Raw genomic sequence first — 15,036 nt, 5'->3', positions numbered from 1 at the left:
GTGCGGCACCCGGGCGCTGTCGGCCCGCGAGGGCGACGAGGCTCGGTACGCGGCCGTACGGGGAGTTGCACCTTCCGTAGCGGCATGTGGTCCGGTGGACTGACGCCCCGGCCCCTTGAGGAAGGTCCCTGCTCATGGATGTGTCTTTCATGCCACCCCGCCAGGTCAGGATCGGTGACGCGGCGGCCTTCGCCGGTACCACGCCACGGGCGATCCGCTATTACCACGAGATCGGCCTGCTCCCCGAGCCCGAGCGGGGCGGCGACGGCCGCCGCCGCTACGGGTACGAGGACATGATCCGCCTGCTGTGGATCCGCAAGATGGCCGACGCCGGGATCGCCCTGGACGACATCCGTGACGCCTTTGCCACCGGCCCGGCTTCCACCGGTGCGGACGGCGCAGAAGGAATCGCGGGCATCCTGGAGCGGTTGGAGGAAACCCTCGCCGAGCAGGAGGCGGAACTGCGGAGGCAACGGACCGCCGTGCAGCGGATGCGGACCCAGGGCAGCCGGATGGGCCTGCTCTCCGACGTCGTCGCCGAACGCCTCAAGGACCTGCCCGAGGGTTCCCTGCGCCAGGCCGACCTGGACGTTCTGCTGGTCACCGAGCGGATCTTCGGCCCGCTCGGCGCCGCCGTCCAGGCCACCCGCTTCGTGGCCCTGGCCAGGCATCCCCCGCTGCGGGAGGATTCCGACCGCATCGACGCCGCCGAGGAGGCACTCGACGACGGCGTCGCCGTCGACGATCCACGGGTGGCTCTCCTGGCCGCCGAGCGGTACGCCTTCGAAAGCGCCCTGCACGCCGTCATCGAGGAGTCCGGCCTGGACAAGGACGACGATGCTCTCTTCGACGCCTGGGACGCTGTGCACCCCGCCGATGACGGCGAGGCCGAGGCCGGCTCGGGCGGGCGGGAGCCCGGCTCCATGAGCGCGTTCGAAGCCATCGGCAAGATGCCCTACGCCTTCTCCCCCGCCCGCCTGCGCTGCATGGAGCTGGCCGAGGAACTCTCCGCCAAGGACCCGGACGGCAGCGAGCAGGGCGTCAACCGCGTCATCTGAGGCTCGGAAAATCACCGTCATCACGTCGTTGGGCGGGCCGGGCTCGCGGACATACTTCCCCGGACGGGGGCGGACGTGTTCGTGAGATCGGGTCTCGGCTCCAGGAGGAGACGTGCGTAGACGGGTGATGAGGGTCGGGCGAACCACCGTGGCCGTCGGCGTCGGGGTGGTGTTGAGCGTCGGTGTGGTCGGCCCGGGGGCGGATCGCGCGCCGGGCGGGGGTGCGCGGGCGAGCGGGGTGGGAGCGCAGGTCGTGACGTTGGTGACCGGGGACCGGGTGGTGCTCGGGGAGCGGGGGCGGGTCGTCGAGGTCCGACGGGCCAAGGGGCGCGAGGGGATGCCCGTCCATGCGCACACCGCCGGCGGGCGCACCTACGTCGTGCCGTACGACGCACAGCAGTTGCTCGCGGCCGGCTCCCTCGACGAGCGGCTGTTCGACGTCACCGAGTTGAGCCGGCCGGAGAGCCGGACGGCGTACGCCGACGGGCTGAAGGTCATCGTCAGTTACCGCAGCGCGAAGGCGAAGGAGGCCCGGGAGGGCGTGCGGGGTGCGGACGGGGTCGCCGTCCACCGGACCCTGGTCTCGGCGAACGCGGACGCCGTCACCGCGGCCCCCGACAGCGGGACCGCCCTGTGGCGGGCGCTCACCCGCACCGGGCGGGACGGCGCCGTCACGCCCTCCGCCGGGATCTCCCGCATCTGGCTGGACGGCATCAAGAAGGCCAGCCTGGACACGACGGCCGCGCAGATCGGGGCGCCGGCGGCCTGGCAGCGGTCGTACGACGGCACCGGCGTGACCGTCGCCGTCCTCGACACCGGTGTCGACGCCGCGCACCCCGATCTGAAGGGCAGGGTCGTCGGCGCGGCGAACTTCTCGACGTCGCCCGGCACCGAGGACCGCCACGGGCACGGCACGCACGTCGCGTCCACCGCGGCCGGCACGGGCGCCAGGTCGGGCGGCGTCTACAAGGGGGTCGCGCCCGGCGCGAAGCTGCTGAACGCCAAGGTGCTCAGCGACTTCGGCTCGGGCAGCGACTCCGGCATCATGGCCGGCATCGACTGGGCCGTGGCGCAGGGCGCCGACGTCGTCAACCTCAGTCTCGGCGGCTCGGACAGCGTCGGGACGGACCCGGTCGAGGCGCAGGTCAACGCGTTGTCCGCGCAGAAGGGCGTCCTCTTCGCGATCGCCGCGGGCAACTCCGGTCCCGACGCCCGTACCCTCGGCTCCCCCGGCGCCGCGGACGCCGCCCTCACCGTCGGCGCGGTCGACGGCGACGATCGGCTCGCGGACTTCTCCAGCCGTGGACCGCGCCTCGGGGACTCTGCCGTGAAGCCCGACGTGACCGCCCCGGGCGTCGACGTCACCGCGGCGTCCGCCGCGGGCAGCGCCATCGGACAGGCGGTGGGCCAGCGGCCGGAGGGGTACGTCACCCTCTCCGGGACGTCCATGGCGACTCCGCACGTCGCGGGCGCCGCAGCGCTGTTGAAGCAGCAGCACCCCGACTGGAAGGCGGCCGAGTTGAAGTCCGCCCTGGTCGGCTCGGCCGTGCCGGGGTCGTACCCGGCGCCCGAGCAGGGCACGGGCCGCATCGCCGTGGACCGGGCCGTCGCGCAGTCCGTGTCCGCGTCGCCGGCTTCGCTGAATCTGGGCCCGCAGCTCTGGCCCCGTGACGACGACGCCCCGATCACCCGGAAGCTGACGTACCGCAATTCCGGCACCGCGGCGGTCGCGCTGGACCTGGCGTTGGCCGGGGCGAGCGGCCCCGGTGGCGCCGCCGCCCCGGCCGGGTTGTTCGCCCTCGGTCAGCGGCAGGTGACCGTGCCCGCCGGTGGCAGCGTCGCCGTGGACGTCACCGCCGACACCGATGCGGTGGGCGCGCGGGACGGCGGCTACCACGTCACCGTCGTCGCCACGGGCGGCGGCCAGTCGGTCCGTACCGCCGTCAGCGTCGACCGCGAGGGCGAGGCGTACGACGTCACGCTCAACGCCGTCGGGCGGGACGGCGAGCCGGACACGAACGCCGTCGCGCTGCTGTACGCGATGACCGGCGAGGGCGCGGACGTCGTGCACCGGCCGAACCTGGCGTCGGGTTCGGCGTCGTTCCGCCTTCCGAAGGGCCGCTACTTCCTGGACGCGTCCTCGTACCGCGCAGCGGGCCCTCAAGGCACGACGTTCGACCAGATCCTCCGGCCCGAGTTGAACGTCACGGGGAAGACGACGGTCACGCTGGACGCCCGTACCGCCGAGCCGGTCCTCGTCACCGTGCCCGACGCACGGGCGCGGCAGGAGATGTCGGCGGTCCATTACGGTCTGGACCGCGGCCTGGACGCCCTGGGGTACGCCGGCTTCACCGGCCTGGAGGCGGGGGTCGACCACCGCATCGCGCACCTCGGTCCCGGTTCCCCCGACGGCCGGGCGGCGTTCTCCTGGCACGGCACCTGGTCGAGCCCGGACCGGAGGTACGACGTCGCGGTCGACGCGCTGCGCGACGGCCCGGGCGGGCGGTTCCCCACGGGCCTGGCCAAGAAGCACACGCGCGGCGAGTTCGCGCGCATCAAGGTCGGTCTGGGCTCTTCCGTTCCCGGCAAGCGTGGCGAGTTGTTGCCGATAGGCCAGATGCCCAACGGCTCGGGCTTCGGCTACGCCACCCTCCACGAGGCGGGCAGCCGTCGCGACGTGTGGCTGTCCACGGGTGACGACGTCGTGTGGGACCTGAGGTACGGGCAGTGGTCGGCCGAGGGCCCTTCCGGGGGCGAGCTGGAGACCTTGCACGGCTTCTCCGCTCCGCGCGCGTTCCGGCCGGGCACGACGTACCGGATCGACGTCAACACCGCCGTCCACGGCCCGTTGCTCGACCGGGACAACCGGCTCGCCCGGCAGGGCGACGCGGTGTACGGGCAGGTGCCGCTGGTCGCGGACGGCCGGGGCCACCCGGGCGATTCGACGTACACGAGCGCGAGCACCACCTTGCACCGCGGTTCGGAGCTCGTCGCCCGGCTCGACGACGACCTGGTGACGGACAAGGTGATGGTGGAGGATCCGCTGTTCACGCTGCCGGCCGGGCGCCACACGTACACGCTCGCCTCGTCGGTGCGGCGGTCCGCGGACGTCTCGCGGGTCGCGGGCCGGGTGGACGCCTCGTGGACGTTCACCTCGGACACGGTCGCGGCGGAGACCGCGCTGCCGCTGTCCACGGTGCGCTTCGCCCCGTCCGTCGGTCTGGACTCCACCGCGCCGGCGGGCCGCCGGCAGACGTTCCCGGTCGCGGTGCAGGGCGCGGCGGCCGGGCGGAACCTGGCGTCGCTGCGGGTGCACGCCTCGTACGACGGCGGTGCGACGTGGCGTGAGGTGCCGGTGCGCCGGGGTCGGATCACGCTGGTGAACCCGCGGGCGGGCGAAGGCGTCGCGCTGCGTGCCCACGTCGTCGACCGGCAGGGCAACAGCGGCTCGGTGACGATCCACGACGCGTACCTGGGGAGGTAGCCGCAGCGCCGAGGGGGTGGGGCCGGTCGGAGCGGGGGACGACTCCGGCCGGCCCCGGCTCGTACTGCACTGGGAAGCTCGTACCGCCCTGGGGAAACCCGTACGGCGCTGGGAAGCTCGTACGGCGCTGGGAAAAACGGTTCGGCGTCGTGCCCGCGCCTCCGTTACGGTGGACGCATGGGTGCTTTCAAGCTCTTCTTCTTCATCTGATCGGGACCGCGGCCACCGCGGCGTCGAGCGTCTGACCGCTCCGCCGGTGGTCGCTTTTCGCTGCCCTGATCACATTGAGCAAGCACACCCCCAGGGGAAGAACCATGCGCGAACGCGCCCAATTGACCTTGAAGGACGTCTCCGCGGCGTACGGCACCCGCTCCGTCCTCGACCAGGTGGGCTTCACCGTGCGCCCCGGCGAGCGCGCCGCGGTGATCGGTGAGAACGGCTCCGGGAAGTCCACGCTGCTGCGGCTGATCGCGGGCGCCGCGTCGCCCGACACCGGCACCGTCACCGTCAGTGCGCCCGGCGGCACCGGGCACCTGGCCCAGACGCTGGCCCTGACCTTCGGGCTCGGGCCGGAGCACACCGTGCAGGACGCGGTGGACGCGGCCCTCGCCGAGCTGCGGGAGCTGGAGCGGCGGATGCGGGAGGCCGAGCAGGGCCTCGGCGCCGATCCGGACGAGGCGGGCCTCGCCGCGTACGGGGAGCTGCTGACCGCGTTCGAGGAGCGCGGCGGGTACGAGGCGGACGCGCGGGTGGACGCCGCGCTGAACGGCCTGGGGCTCCAGGGCATCGAGCGGTCCCGGACGCTCGGCACGCTCTCCGGCGGCGAGCAGTCCCGGCTGGCGCTGGCCTGCGTGTTGGCGTCGGCGCCCGAGTTGCTGTTGCTCGACGAGCCGACGAACCACCTGGACCTGGCGGCGGTCACCTGGCTGGAGGCGCAGTTGCGGGCGCACCGCGGCACCGTCGTCGCCGTCACCCACGACCGGGCGTTCCTGGAGCGCGTGGCCACCACGGTCCTGGAGGTCGACCGGGACACCCGTGCGGTCCACCGTTACGGCGACGGCTGGGACGGGTACCGGGCGGCGAAGGCCGCGGCCCGGCGGCGCCGGGAGCAGGAGCACCAGGAGTACGTAGCGGAGTTGGCGGCCACGGAGGAGCTGGTCGCGGCGGCCGGGGCGCGGCTCGCGGCCACCGGGAAGGACCCCCGGCAGGGCTTCGGCAAGCACCGCAGGTCCTCCGAGGCGAAGCTGTCGGGGCAGGTCAGAGCGGCGCGGCAGCGGCTGGAGCGGCTGCTGCGGGAGCCGGTGGCGGCGCCGCCCGAGCCGCTGCGGTTCACGGGCCGACCGGTGACCACGGCGGACGGGGACGGGGACGGGGCCGCGTCGGGGAGGGGGCCGGTGGCCGAGTTGAAGGACGTCGCCGTCGGGGATCGGCTGCGGCTGGACGCCCTGTGCGTGGAGCCCGGGCAGCGGCTGCTGGTCACGGGCCCGAACGGCGCGGGCAAGACGACCCTGCTGCGGGTGCTCGCCGGTGACCTGCGCCCCGACCGGGGCACGGTGGCCCGCGCCGAGGGCGTCGCGGTCGGCTATCTGCCGCAGGAGCTGCCGGCCGTGCCGACGGCGAAGCCGCTGCTGGGCGCGTACGCGGCGGGGCGCCCCGGCCATCCCGACGAGTACGCGGACGAGTTGCTCGGCCTCGGTCTGTTCCGGGAGGAGGACCTGATCGTGCCCGTCGCGGCGCTCTCCATCGGGCAGCGGCGGCGGCTGGAGCTGGCGCGGCTGCTGGTGGCCCCCGCCGACCTCCTCGTCCTCGACGAGCCGACGAACCACGTGGCGCTGAGCCTGGTGGAGGAGTTGGAGGAGGCGTTGGGGTCGTACGCGGGGGCGGTCGTCGCGGTCTCCCACGACCGCAGGTTCCGCAGCGGCTTCGGGGGCGATCTGCTGGAGCTGCGTTCGGGACGTCAGGCGGCGTGACCCTCCACGTCGCGCGGTGGTTTCACGTCGCATGGTGACTCCGCGCCGCGCTGCGGGTCCGCGTCGCGCTGTGGGTCCGCGCCTCCCGGCGGGACCGGTATGACCGGTGCCGGTCCGGCTGGGTCCGGCGTGACCTGGCGCGATCCACGGCTGGTGGTCGTTTTCCACAGGCGGCGGCCGGGCGTTGTCCACAGGCTCGCGGCGAGGTCGACGGCCGAGGTTAGGGTTTCGTGCGTGGGGATCAGCGAAACGGCACAGACATCACCCGTCCCGGAGAGCACCGGACACGCGCCACAAGGTGCGCGTCCGAGAGGTGCTGCCCAGGACGGCCGGGTCGGCAGGACCGACAGCAGCAGCGGCGGCAGCGACGACGCCGGCGGGCAGGGGCAGCGGGGAGGGTCGACGTCGTCGTCGTGGTGGCGCGTCCCGCTCCTGGCCACCGCGGTCGTCGTGCCGTTGTACGTGCTGTGGGCCGGCTGGCTGGCCACCGGCGGCGGTGACCTCGCGGCCCAGTTGGCGTGGAAGGGCTTCACCGAGCAGCACCCCGGCGCCGCGTACAACCTGTCGTGGTACGGCGGCACGCACACCGCGAACTACAGCCTGCTCGCTCCCCCGCTGATGGCGCTGATGGGCGTGAAGGCGGTCTCCGTCGCCTCCGGGCTCGGCGCCACCTGGGCGCTGGCCCTGCTGTGCGTGCGCAGCGGGCTGCGCCGTCCCGTGTGGCCCGCGCTCGCCGGGGCGCTCGCGCTGTGGGCCAATGTCGCCTCCGGCCGTACGACGTTCGCGCTCGGCACGGCGATAGGGCTGGTCGCCCTGGTGGCGCTGGCGCGGGTGGAGCGCCGGACGGCGGGGGCGGCGACGCTCGCGGCGCTGTGCGCGGCGCTGTCGACGGCGGCGAGCCCGGTGGCGGGCCTGTTCCTGGTGGTCGTGGGCGCGGCGTGGCTGCTGGATCGCCAGTGGTGGAAGGCGGTGGTGCTGTTGGTGCCGCCCGCGTTGGTGGTGGGCGCCACGACGCTGCTGTTCCCCTTCAAGGGCGAGATGCCGATGCAGTCGGGGAAGCTGTGGATGTCGCTCTTCGTCTCCGCGGTGGTGGTGCTGGCCGCACCGCCCCTCCGCGAGTGGCGGCTGGTGCGGTACGCGGCCGGGGTGTACGCCCTGGGTGTGGTGCTGACGTACTTCACGCCCTCCCCCATAGGGCGGAATGTGGAGCGGCTGACCGGCCTCGCGGGCCCGCCCGTGCTGCTGGCCGCGGTGCTCACGAGCGGCGCCCTGGTGTGGGGCGCACTGCGGGCGAGGTCCCGGCGGAGCTCGGGCGCGGAAGCCGCGCCGGTTGCGGCGTCCGGCGCGGAGACCGGGCCCGTCGCGGGGCCCGAGGCCGGCGCAAAGCCCGGGGCCGGCGCCGGGGTCGGGGCGTGGCTGTTGGTGGGCGTGCTGACCGTGGCCCTGGCGGTGAACACGTCCTGGCTGATCGACAAGACGGAGGACGACCTCGTCGTGTCGAACACCGTGCCTGCCTGGGCGCAGCACACCGACGGGGTCGTCGCGGAGTTGCAGCGCCTGGGCGCGGACCGCACGCGGGTGGAGGCGGTCCCCGCCCGGAACCACCGCGAGGCGACGTTGCTGGCCCCGCATGTGAATCTGGCCCGCGGATGGAACCGCCAGTTGGACGTGGAGCGCGGCCGGCTGTTCTACGACGGGTCACTGAGCCCCGAGACGTACCGGGCGTGGCTGGACCGGTGGGCGGTGGGCTTCGTGGTGCTGCACCACGGCCGTCCGGACGGCCCGGCCGAGGAAGAGGCAGCGCTGGTGCGCAGCGGCCCCGAGTACTTGAAGCGGGTCTGGAAGGACAAGCACTGGACGATCTACCGGGTCAAGGACGCGGTGCCGCTGGTGGAGGCACCGGCGCAGGTCGTGAGCCTGGACCCGGCCGAGTTGGTCATACGGATGTCGCAGCCCGGGTCGGTGACGATACGGGTGGCGCACTCGCCGTGGCTGCGGGCCGAGGGGGCGTGCCTGGAGCCGGCGGGTGAGTTCACCCGGCTGACGGTGAAGGAGGCCGGGGAGTACCGGTTGGACTCCGCGTACCGGCTGTCGCGGGGTGCGGGCGCGGGCTGCTGAGCCGCGGGCGGAGAGCGCGGGGGCTGTCCGGAAAGCAGCGTCGTTTGCCCGTGGGGCATGGCTGGGGCCGGGAATCGGGCCGAAAGCCTGGGCGCGGGGTGCCGCCAGCATGTGGCTTGGGGAGGCATCCCACCCCGGAGTCAGGTTAGGTTAGCCTAAGTTCATGTCGGTTGCTGCTGCGTCAGGCCGCCCGTGGGGCGGGTCGCTCGCCACACCCGTGCTCCGGTGGTCAGACCCCGTGGTCGGGGGTGCCGAGGTGACGCCGCCGTATCTGCTGACCACGTCGGTCTTCGACGGCAGCGAGCCCACCGGGTCGGTGTACGTCGGCGTGCACACGCACACCGACGCGCTGTTGGTGTGGCCGCACGCCGGGTCGATGACCCTGCACACCCCCGGGGCGGTGCGCCGACTCGTTCCCGGACAAGGGGTGTGGGTGCCGGCCGGCATGCCGCACGCCTCCGCGGCCGAGCCGGGCAGCGTCGGCTGCTACACCTACGTGACGCGCTCCGCCGCCCCCGGGGACTGGTCGGCGCCGCGGGCGCTGCGGGTGGGGCGGGCGCTCCAGGAGATGCTGTTGCACCTCGACGTGACGCCGATGGACGACGGGCTGCGGCTGCGCACCCAGCGGGTGGTGCTGGAGATGCTCCAGGACGACCCGTTGCCGGCGCTGGACGTGCCGGTGCCGGAGGACTGGCGCATCCGGGCCCTCGCGCACGAGGTGTTGGAGGACCCCGACGACGACGCCTCCTTGGAGTACCTCGCCGCGCGGCACGGGCTGAGCGTGCGCACCGTGACCCGGGCCTTCGCGCAGGACATCGGCATGCCGTTCACGCGTTGGCGCGCCCTGGTGCGGATGTCCCGGGCCGTCGCCCTGCTCAGCGAGGGGCAGCCGGTGAACCTGGTGGCGCACCGCTGCGGTTACTCGACGACCAGCGCGTTCAGCGCCGCCTTCCGCCGGGTCACCGGCAGCAGCCCCACCGAGTACCTGCGCGCTCTGCCCCGTTCTGCGTCGCCCGCGCCCTTAACCCTGTGAACGCCGTACACCCGTAACGCGCTGACACGACAACTGCCCGACGTCGCAGCGTCGTAGCTCCGCGACCCACCAGCACGCCCTTCCGCGTCCGCTCACGTCCCCTCATGTCGTCTCGCGTCCGCCGTCGGGCTGCGCGTGACCGATTCGCGACGCACCCTGGCCGGCACGCGACGCCCGACGGCGCTTCCGTTCCCTAGCGTGGAGCGAAGTGAGGGTTGCCTGACTTCCGGTACCGGGGGACCGGAAGTGACGCGTGTCCGCACCGCGGTGACGGCTTTCACCACCGTCCGTCGACGAGCACCAGCCGCGCCGCCCGGTGCGCAGGGCCGCCGCCCGGCCGCAGCTCACCGAGGCGCTGCGCCGGGTGACCCGGGGCCGTACCGGTGTCGTCGTCGCCCACCGGCTGGAGCAGGCCCGCGACGCCGACCGCGTCGTGCTCCTGAAGGACGGCCGGATCGCCGAGGAGGGCACCCACGAAGACCTGTTGTCCCAGCGGGGCGAGTACGCCGCCCTCTGGCACGCGTACAGCGGGGGCCGCATCGGCGTCCCCCGGGAAACGACCGAGGAGCCCTGAGCCATGACCATCCACCGTGCCACCGTCTCCCGCGTGCGGCCCCTGGCCGACACCATGGTCCGCATCACGTTCGCGGCCGACGACGTGCCCGCCTTCGTCTCGACCGGGGTGGGCGACGAGTACGTGCGCCTCTTCTTCCCGCACGGGCCCGACCGCCGGGAGCTGTCCCTGCCGGTGTCCACCGACAACGGCGGCTGGGAGACCCCCGAGGGCCGCCCCACCGCCCCCATGCGCACCTTCACCATCCGTGCCGCGCGGCCCGAAGCCGCCGAGATAGACATCGACTTCGTGCTGCACGACGACGGGGTGGCGGGCCCCTGGGCCGCGGCGGCGCGCCCCGGCGACCCGCTCGGCCTGAACTCCCCGACCGGTCTGTACGACCCACCGGCCGACCTCGCCCGGCAGTTCCTCGTCTGCGACCTGACGGGCCTGCCGGCGCTCGCCCGCATCCTGGAGAGCACCCCGCGGGACGTCACCACCCGCGCGGTCGTCGAGGTGCCCGACGAGCGCTCCGTCCAGCCGCTGCCGGCGCACCCGCGGGCCAAGGTCACCTGGACGCACGGCGGCAACGGCCACGGCCCGAGCCGGCTCGCCGAACTCGTCACCACCGCGGTGCCCCCGGACGCCGACCTCACGGGCACCTACATCTGGGTGGCGGGCGAGACGACCGCGCTGCGCTCCGTCCGCAAACACCTGCGCAAGACGCTCGCCCTGCCCACCGACCGCTTCAAGGTCGTCGGCTACTGGGCGCCGGGCGGCGAGAGTTGGTCCGCGCGGTACGAGGCGCTGGCCACGGACGTGAAGGCGGAGCTGGCCGCGCTCTGGGACGACCCGCAGGGCGATCTGGAGGACGTGACGATCACGTACGAGGAGCAGCTGACCCGGCTCGGGTTGTGACGGGTCGTGACGAAAGGACGGTGGCGGCACCCCGGCGAGGGTGCCGCCACCGTTCAGCGACTCAGGAACTCAGGAGCTCGGGAACTCGGCGGCTCAGACCGCGGACTTGGCCTTCCAGGCCGCCCAGTCCATGTTCCAGCCGTTCAGACCGTTGTCGGGCTTGATCGTCGTGTCCTTGGAGTTCTGCACGATGACGACGTCGCCGATCATCGAGTTGTTGAAGAACCAGGCGCCGGGCTGGTTGGGGTCGTTGGCGCCCTGCTTGTCGTTCAGACCGACGCAGCCGTGGCTGGTGTTGGACTTGCCGAAGATGGAGTCGGGGCCCCAGTAGTTGCCGTGGATGAAGGTGCCCGAGGTGGACAGCCGCATCGCGTGCGGGACGTCCTTGATGTCGTACTCGCCCTTGCCGTCGGAGTCGGTGAACCCGACGGTGGCGCCGTTCATCCGGGTCTCCTTGAACTTCTCGGAGATCACCATCTGACCGTTGTACGTCGGGGTGCCCGGGGCGCCGGCGGAGATCGGGATCTCCCTGACGACCTTGCCGTTGCGCTTGACCGTCATCATCTTGGTCGCGGCGTCGACGGTGGAGACCTGGTTGCGGCCGACCTTGAAGGTGACCGTCTTCTGCTGGACGCCGAAGACGCCCTGCGAGCCCTCGACGCCGTCCAGGGCCAGCTTCAGCGTGACGGTGGAGCCTTCCTTCCAGTACTGGTCGGGGCGGAAGTCCAGGCGCTGGGAGCTGAACCAGTGGCCGACGATCTCCTGGCCGCCGGTGGAGGTGACCGCGATGGCGGACTGCACGGCCTTCTTGTTGCTGATCGGCTTGTTGAAGGTGATGGACACCGGCATGCCGACGCCGACGGTGGAGCCGTCCTCGGGGGTGAAGTTGCCGATGAAGCTGTTGCTCGGCGAGACGGTGGTGAAGGAGGAGTTCTCGAAGGCGACGAGACCCTTCTCGTCCTTCGCGCTGGCGGACACCTTGTAGGTGGTGGAGCGCTTCAGGCTGGCGTCGGGCTTCCAGCTCTTGCCGTCGGCGGCGATGGTGCCCTTGACCTCCGTGCCCTCGGAGCTGGTCAACGTGACCTTGGTCAGGGTGCCGTCGGTGACGGTGACCTTGGCGTTGTTGATGCTCGCGTTGCTCGTGGAGTTCTTGGGCTCGATGGCTATTCGGGCCTTGGAGACCGCCTTGGCGGCGGCCTCGTCGACCTGGGCCTGCGACTTCTTGGCCGCGTCGCCGCTGCCCTTCTCGCCGTCGCCACCGCAGGCCGACAACACCAGTACGCCGCCGAGCACAGCGGAGGCGGCTGCGAGGGCCCGACGCCGCCGCTTGCTGTCCGTCATCACACGCTTCTCCATCGTCGCCGAGCCCCCGGGACCGAACACGGGGGACACCACCTATTTCGAGTATTCCGGGTGTCCGGTTCCACACCCCTCCCGGAATGTGACGGACACCACTGCGGGGGCCGTTCCGGCCGCCGCGGTCACCCCGTTCTGCACCGTCGACCCGGTCGCTCCGCCGCCCGCCCCGTCCGCCACGGTACGCCGTCGGGCGCGCCGCCCGGCACGGCTTTCCGCACGCCCCGGACGGTTAAGGGCCTGTCGTGGGGCACCCCTTCACGGTACATACCGTTTCACGGTACACACGGTGACGGCTCGGCGCTTGTCCGTGGTTCCGCGCCGACCGGGACGAGGTCGGCACACCCCTGTTACGCAGCTGTGAACATCCAACTTTCGCGACGGCCGCCGCGTTCACTAGCATCAGCCAACCGCCCAAGTCCACGATTCCACAAGGGGGATCACGTCTGTGCCCGTCGCTCGCCGACCGCTGCTGACCGCTGCTGCCGCGGGGGCCCTGCTGTGCGCGCTCTGGTTCGTTCCGTCGGCGAACGCGACCGACGGCCGGCCGTCGGTGGATTCCGGCGCGACCAGCGTCGGAGCGGTCGGGCGGGACGAGCTGCGGCTCACCGACCCGAGCAGCGTGGACCTCACCCCGCCGGTGCTCGGCGGTACGGCGTTCCTCGCGGTGGGGGTGGCGTCGGTGACCTTCGCACTCCGCCGCGGAGGGTCCTCTTCCGGTTCCGCTTCCTCCTCCGCCGCGGGTACGGGTCCGGCCCGGGACCGCTGAGCCGGACCCCGGCCCTCAGCCCAGCGGGCCGGTGACTTCCTCCACTGCCGCGACCAGTCGCCCGTCCCGGACGAACGCCTCCGCCGCCGCCAGGTCCGGCGCGAGGAAGCGGTCCGGTCCCGGACCCGCCACGCCCGCCGCGCGCAGCGCGTCGACGGCGGCCCGGGTGGCGGGCGCGGGGGTGAGGCCCTGCCGCAGCTCGACGGCCCGGGTCGCCGCGTACAGCTCGACCGCGACGATCCGGCCGAGCGCGGCCACGGCGGTGCGCAGCTTGCGGGCCGCGGACCAGCCCATCGAGACGTGGTCCTCCTGCATCGCCGACGACGGGATCGAGTCGGCGGACGCCGGCACCGCGAGCCGCTTCATCTCGCTGACCAGGGCGGCCTGGGTGTACTGGGCGATCATCAGCCCGGAGTCGACGCCGGGGTCCTCGGCGAGGAACGGCGGCAGGCCGTGGCTGCGGTTCTTGTCGAGGAGGCGGTCCGTGCGGCGCTCGGCGATCGAGCCGAGGTCGGCGGCGGCGATGGCGAGGAAGTCGAGGACGTACGCGACGGGGGCGCCGTGGAAGTTCCCGTTGGACTCCACCCGGCCCTGCGCCGGCAGGACCACCGGGTTGTCCACGGCGGCGGCCAGCTCGCGCTCGGCGACCAGCAGGGCGTGCGCGAGGGTGTCCCGGCCCGCGCCCGAGACCTGGGGCGCACAGCGTACGGAGTACGCGTCCTGGACACGCGGCGCCTCGTCCTGCTGGTAGTGCCCGGTGAGCCCGGACCCCTTGAGCACGGCGGCCATGTTGGCGGCGGCCACGGCCTGCCCGGGGTGGGGGCGGATGGCGTGCAGCTCGGCAGCGAGGACCCGCTCGGTGCCGAGGAGCGCTTCGAGCGAGAGCGCGGCGGTGATGTCGGCACTGGTGTGCAGGCGCTGGAGGTCGTCGATCGCCATGATCAGCATGCCGAGCATGCCGTCGGTCCCGTTGAGGAGGGCGAGCCCCTCCTTCTCCCGCAGCTCGACGGGGGCGATGCCGTGCTCCGCGAGCAGCTCGCCGGCGGGCCGCAGCCGCCCGTCGGGCCCCTCCGCGCCCCCCTCGCCCAACAGGGTCAGGGCGCAGTGGGACAGCGGCGCGAGGTCGCCGGAGCAGCCGAGGGAGCCGTACTCGTGGACGACGGGGGTGATGCCGGCGTTCAGCACGTCCGCCATGGTGCGGGCGACCTCGGGCCGTACGCCGGTGTGCCCCGAGCACAGGGTCTTCAGCCGCAGGAACATCAGCGCCCGCACCACCTCGCGCTCCACGCGGTCCCCCATGCCGGCCGCGTGCGACCGCACGATGTTCCGCTGGAGTTGCGCGCGCAGGTCGTGCCCGATGTGCCGGGTGGCGAGCGCACCGAAGCCGGTGGACACGCCGTAGACGGGCTCGGGCTTGGCTGCGAGGGCGTCGACGACGGCGCGGGAGGCCGCGAGCGCGTCGAGCGCGTCCTGGGAGATCAGGACCCGGGCGCCGTGGCGGGCCACGGCGATGACGTCGGCACGGGTGGCCCCGGAGGTGCGCACCACCACGGTTTGCATATCCATATTCAGCAGCGTACGTACTGAATTCCCGCATGTCACGAGCCTGTTGCGCGTCCGCCGCCGGCGGGGCATGCGCGAGGCCCCCTGCGGGTGCGTTGTGGTTGCCCGCGCCGCTCCCACGTGGGCCCCCCGGGACACCACTGCGGGCGCGTTGGCCCCCACGGGCCGTGGGGCTTGTCCTGCGGTTTCGCTCCCCGTGCCTTGCGGGCACGAT

The 15,036-nt window shown here is 73.2% G+C and carries 9 protein-coding genes and 1 pseudogene; 8 read left to right on the top strand and 2 right to left on the bottom strand.

Going from position 1 to position 15,036, the window contains the following annotated elements:
- Positions 1-134: 134 nt before the first annotated feature.
- From AB0E05_RS09775 to AB0E05_RS09745, 7 genes and pseudogenes are all read left to right on the top strand, one after another.
- On the top strand, positions 135-1,058 hold the full coding sequence (locus AB0E05_RS09775) for a MerR family transcriptional regulator (RefSeq protein ID WP_361961173.1): 924 nt from the start codon (positions 135-137) through the stop codon (positions 1,056-1,058).
- A gap of 253 nt (positions 1,059-1,311) precedes the next feature.
- A complete protein-coding gene (locus AB0E05_RS09770; protein WP_361961171.1) occupies positions 1,312-4,542 on the top strand; it encodes a S8 family peptidase in 3,231 nt (1,076 codons plus the stop codon).
- 314 nt (positions 4,543-4,856) lie between these two features.
- Positions 4,857-6,512, top strand: coding sequence for a ribosomal protection-like ABC-F family protein (abc-f, locus tag AB0E05_RS09765; RefSeq protein ID WP_361961169.1), 1,656 nt, complete (start codon positions 4,857-4,859; stop codon positions 6,510-6,512).
- A 234-nt stretch (positions 6,513-6,746) separates the two neighbouring features.
- Positions 6,747-8,630: a hypothetical protein gene (locus AB0E05_RS09760; protein WP_361961166.1), complete on the top strand. Its 1,884-nt coding sequence runs from the start codon at positions 6,747-6,749 to the stop codon at positions 8,628-8,630.
- A gap of 256 nt (positions 8,631-8,886) precedes the next feature.
- A complete protein-coding gene (locus tag AB0E05_RS09755; RefSeq protein ID WP_361961164.1) occupies positions 8,887-9,663 on the top strand; it encodes an AraC family transcriptional regulator in 777 nt (258 codons plus the stop codon).
- Positions 9,664-10,015: 352 nt separating this feature from the next.
- Positions 10,016-10,237: pseudogene (locus tag AB0E05_RS09750) on the top strand (ABC transporter ATP-binding protein); the annotation flags it as partial.
- 3 nt (positions 10,238-10,240) lie between these two features.
- The gene (locus tag AB0E05_RS09745) at positions 10,241-11,134 is read left to right on the top strand and encodes a siderophore-interacting protein (RefSeq protein ID WP_361961162.1); all 894 of its coding nucleotides are present in this window, start codon (positions 10,241-10,243) and stop codon (positions 11,132-11,134) included.
- Positions 11,135-11,227: 93 nt separating this feature from the next.
- On the opposite strand, the gene AB0E05_RS09740 is transcribed toward AB0E05_RS09745, so the two are convergent.
- The gene (locus AB0E05_RS09740) at positions 11,228-12,490 is read right to left on the bottom strand and encodes an Ig-like domain-containing protein (RefSeq protein WP_361961526.1); all 1,263 of its coding nucleotides are present in this window, start codon (positions 12,488-12,490) and stop codon (positions 11,228-11,230) included.
- A gap of 448 nt (positions 12,491-12,938) precedes the next feature.
- Between AB0E05_RS09740 and AB0E05_RS09735 the strand changes: the two genes are divergently transcribed.
- A complete protein-coding gene (locus AB0E05_RS09735) occupies positions 12,939-13,259 on the top strand; it encodes a hypothetical protein (protein ID WP_361961160.1) in 321 nt (106 codons plus the stop codon).
- Between the two features lie 15 nt (positions 13,260-13,274).
- Here AB0E05_RS09735 and hutH read toward each other — a convergent pair whose 3' ends face one another.
- Positions 13,275-14,819, bottom strand: coding sequence for a histidine ammonia-lyase (hutH, locus tag AB0E05_RS09730; protein WP_361961524.1), 1,545 nt, complete (start codon positions 14,817-14,819; stop codon positions 13,275-13,277).
- Between the last annotated feature and the right edge of the window lie 217 nt (positions 14,820-15,036).

The sequence above is a fragment of the Streptomyces sp. NPDC048057 genome (assembly GCF_040653095.1).
Classification (GTDB): domain Bacteria; phylum Actinomycetota; class Actinomycetes; order Streptomycetales; family Streptomycetaceae; genus Streptomyces.
The sequence above is the reverse complement of the archived record's forward strand: the minus strand, read 5'-3'. Positions and strand labels throughout refer to the sequence as shown.

Excerpts from the sequence above, each read along its gene's own strand:
- AB0E05_RS09775 (WP_361961173.1), top strand. The coding sequence starts at position 135 with ATGGATGTGTCTTTCATGCCACCCCGCCAGGTCAGGATCGGTGACGCG.
- AB0E05_RS09745 (WP_361961162.1), top strand. The coding sequence starts at position 10,241 with ATGACCATCCACCGTGCCACCGTCTCCCGCGTGCGGCCCCTGGCCGAC.
- hutH (WP_361961524.1), bottom strand. The coding sequence starts at position 14,819 with ATGCAAACCGTGGTGGTGCGCACCTCCGGGGCCACCCGTGCCGACGTC.
- abc-f (WP_361961169.1), top strand. The coding sequence starts at position 4,857 with ATGCGCGAACGCGCCCAATTGACCTTGAAGGACGTCTCCGCGGCGTAC.
- AB0E05_RS09740 (WP_361961526.1), bottom strand. The coding sequence starts at position 12,490 with ATGGAGAAGCGTGTGATGACGGACAGCAAGCGGCGGCGTCGGGCCCTC.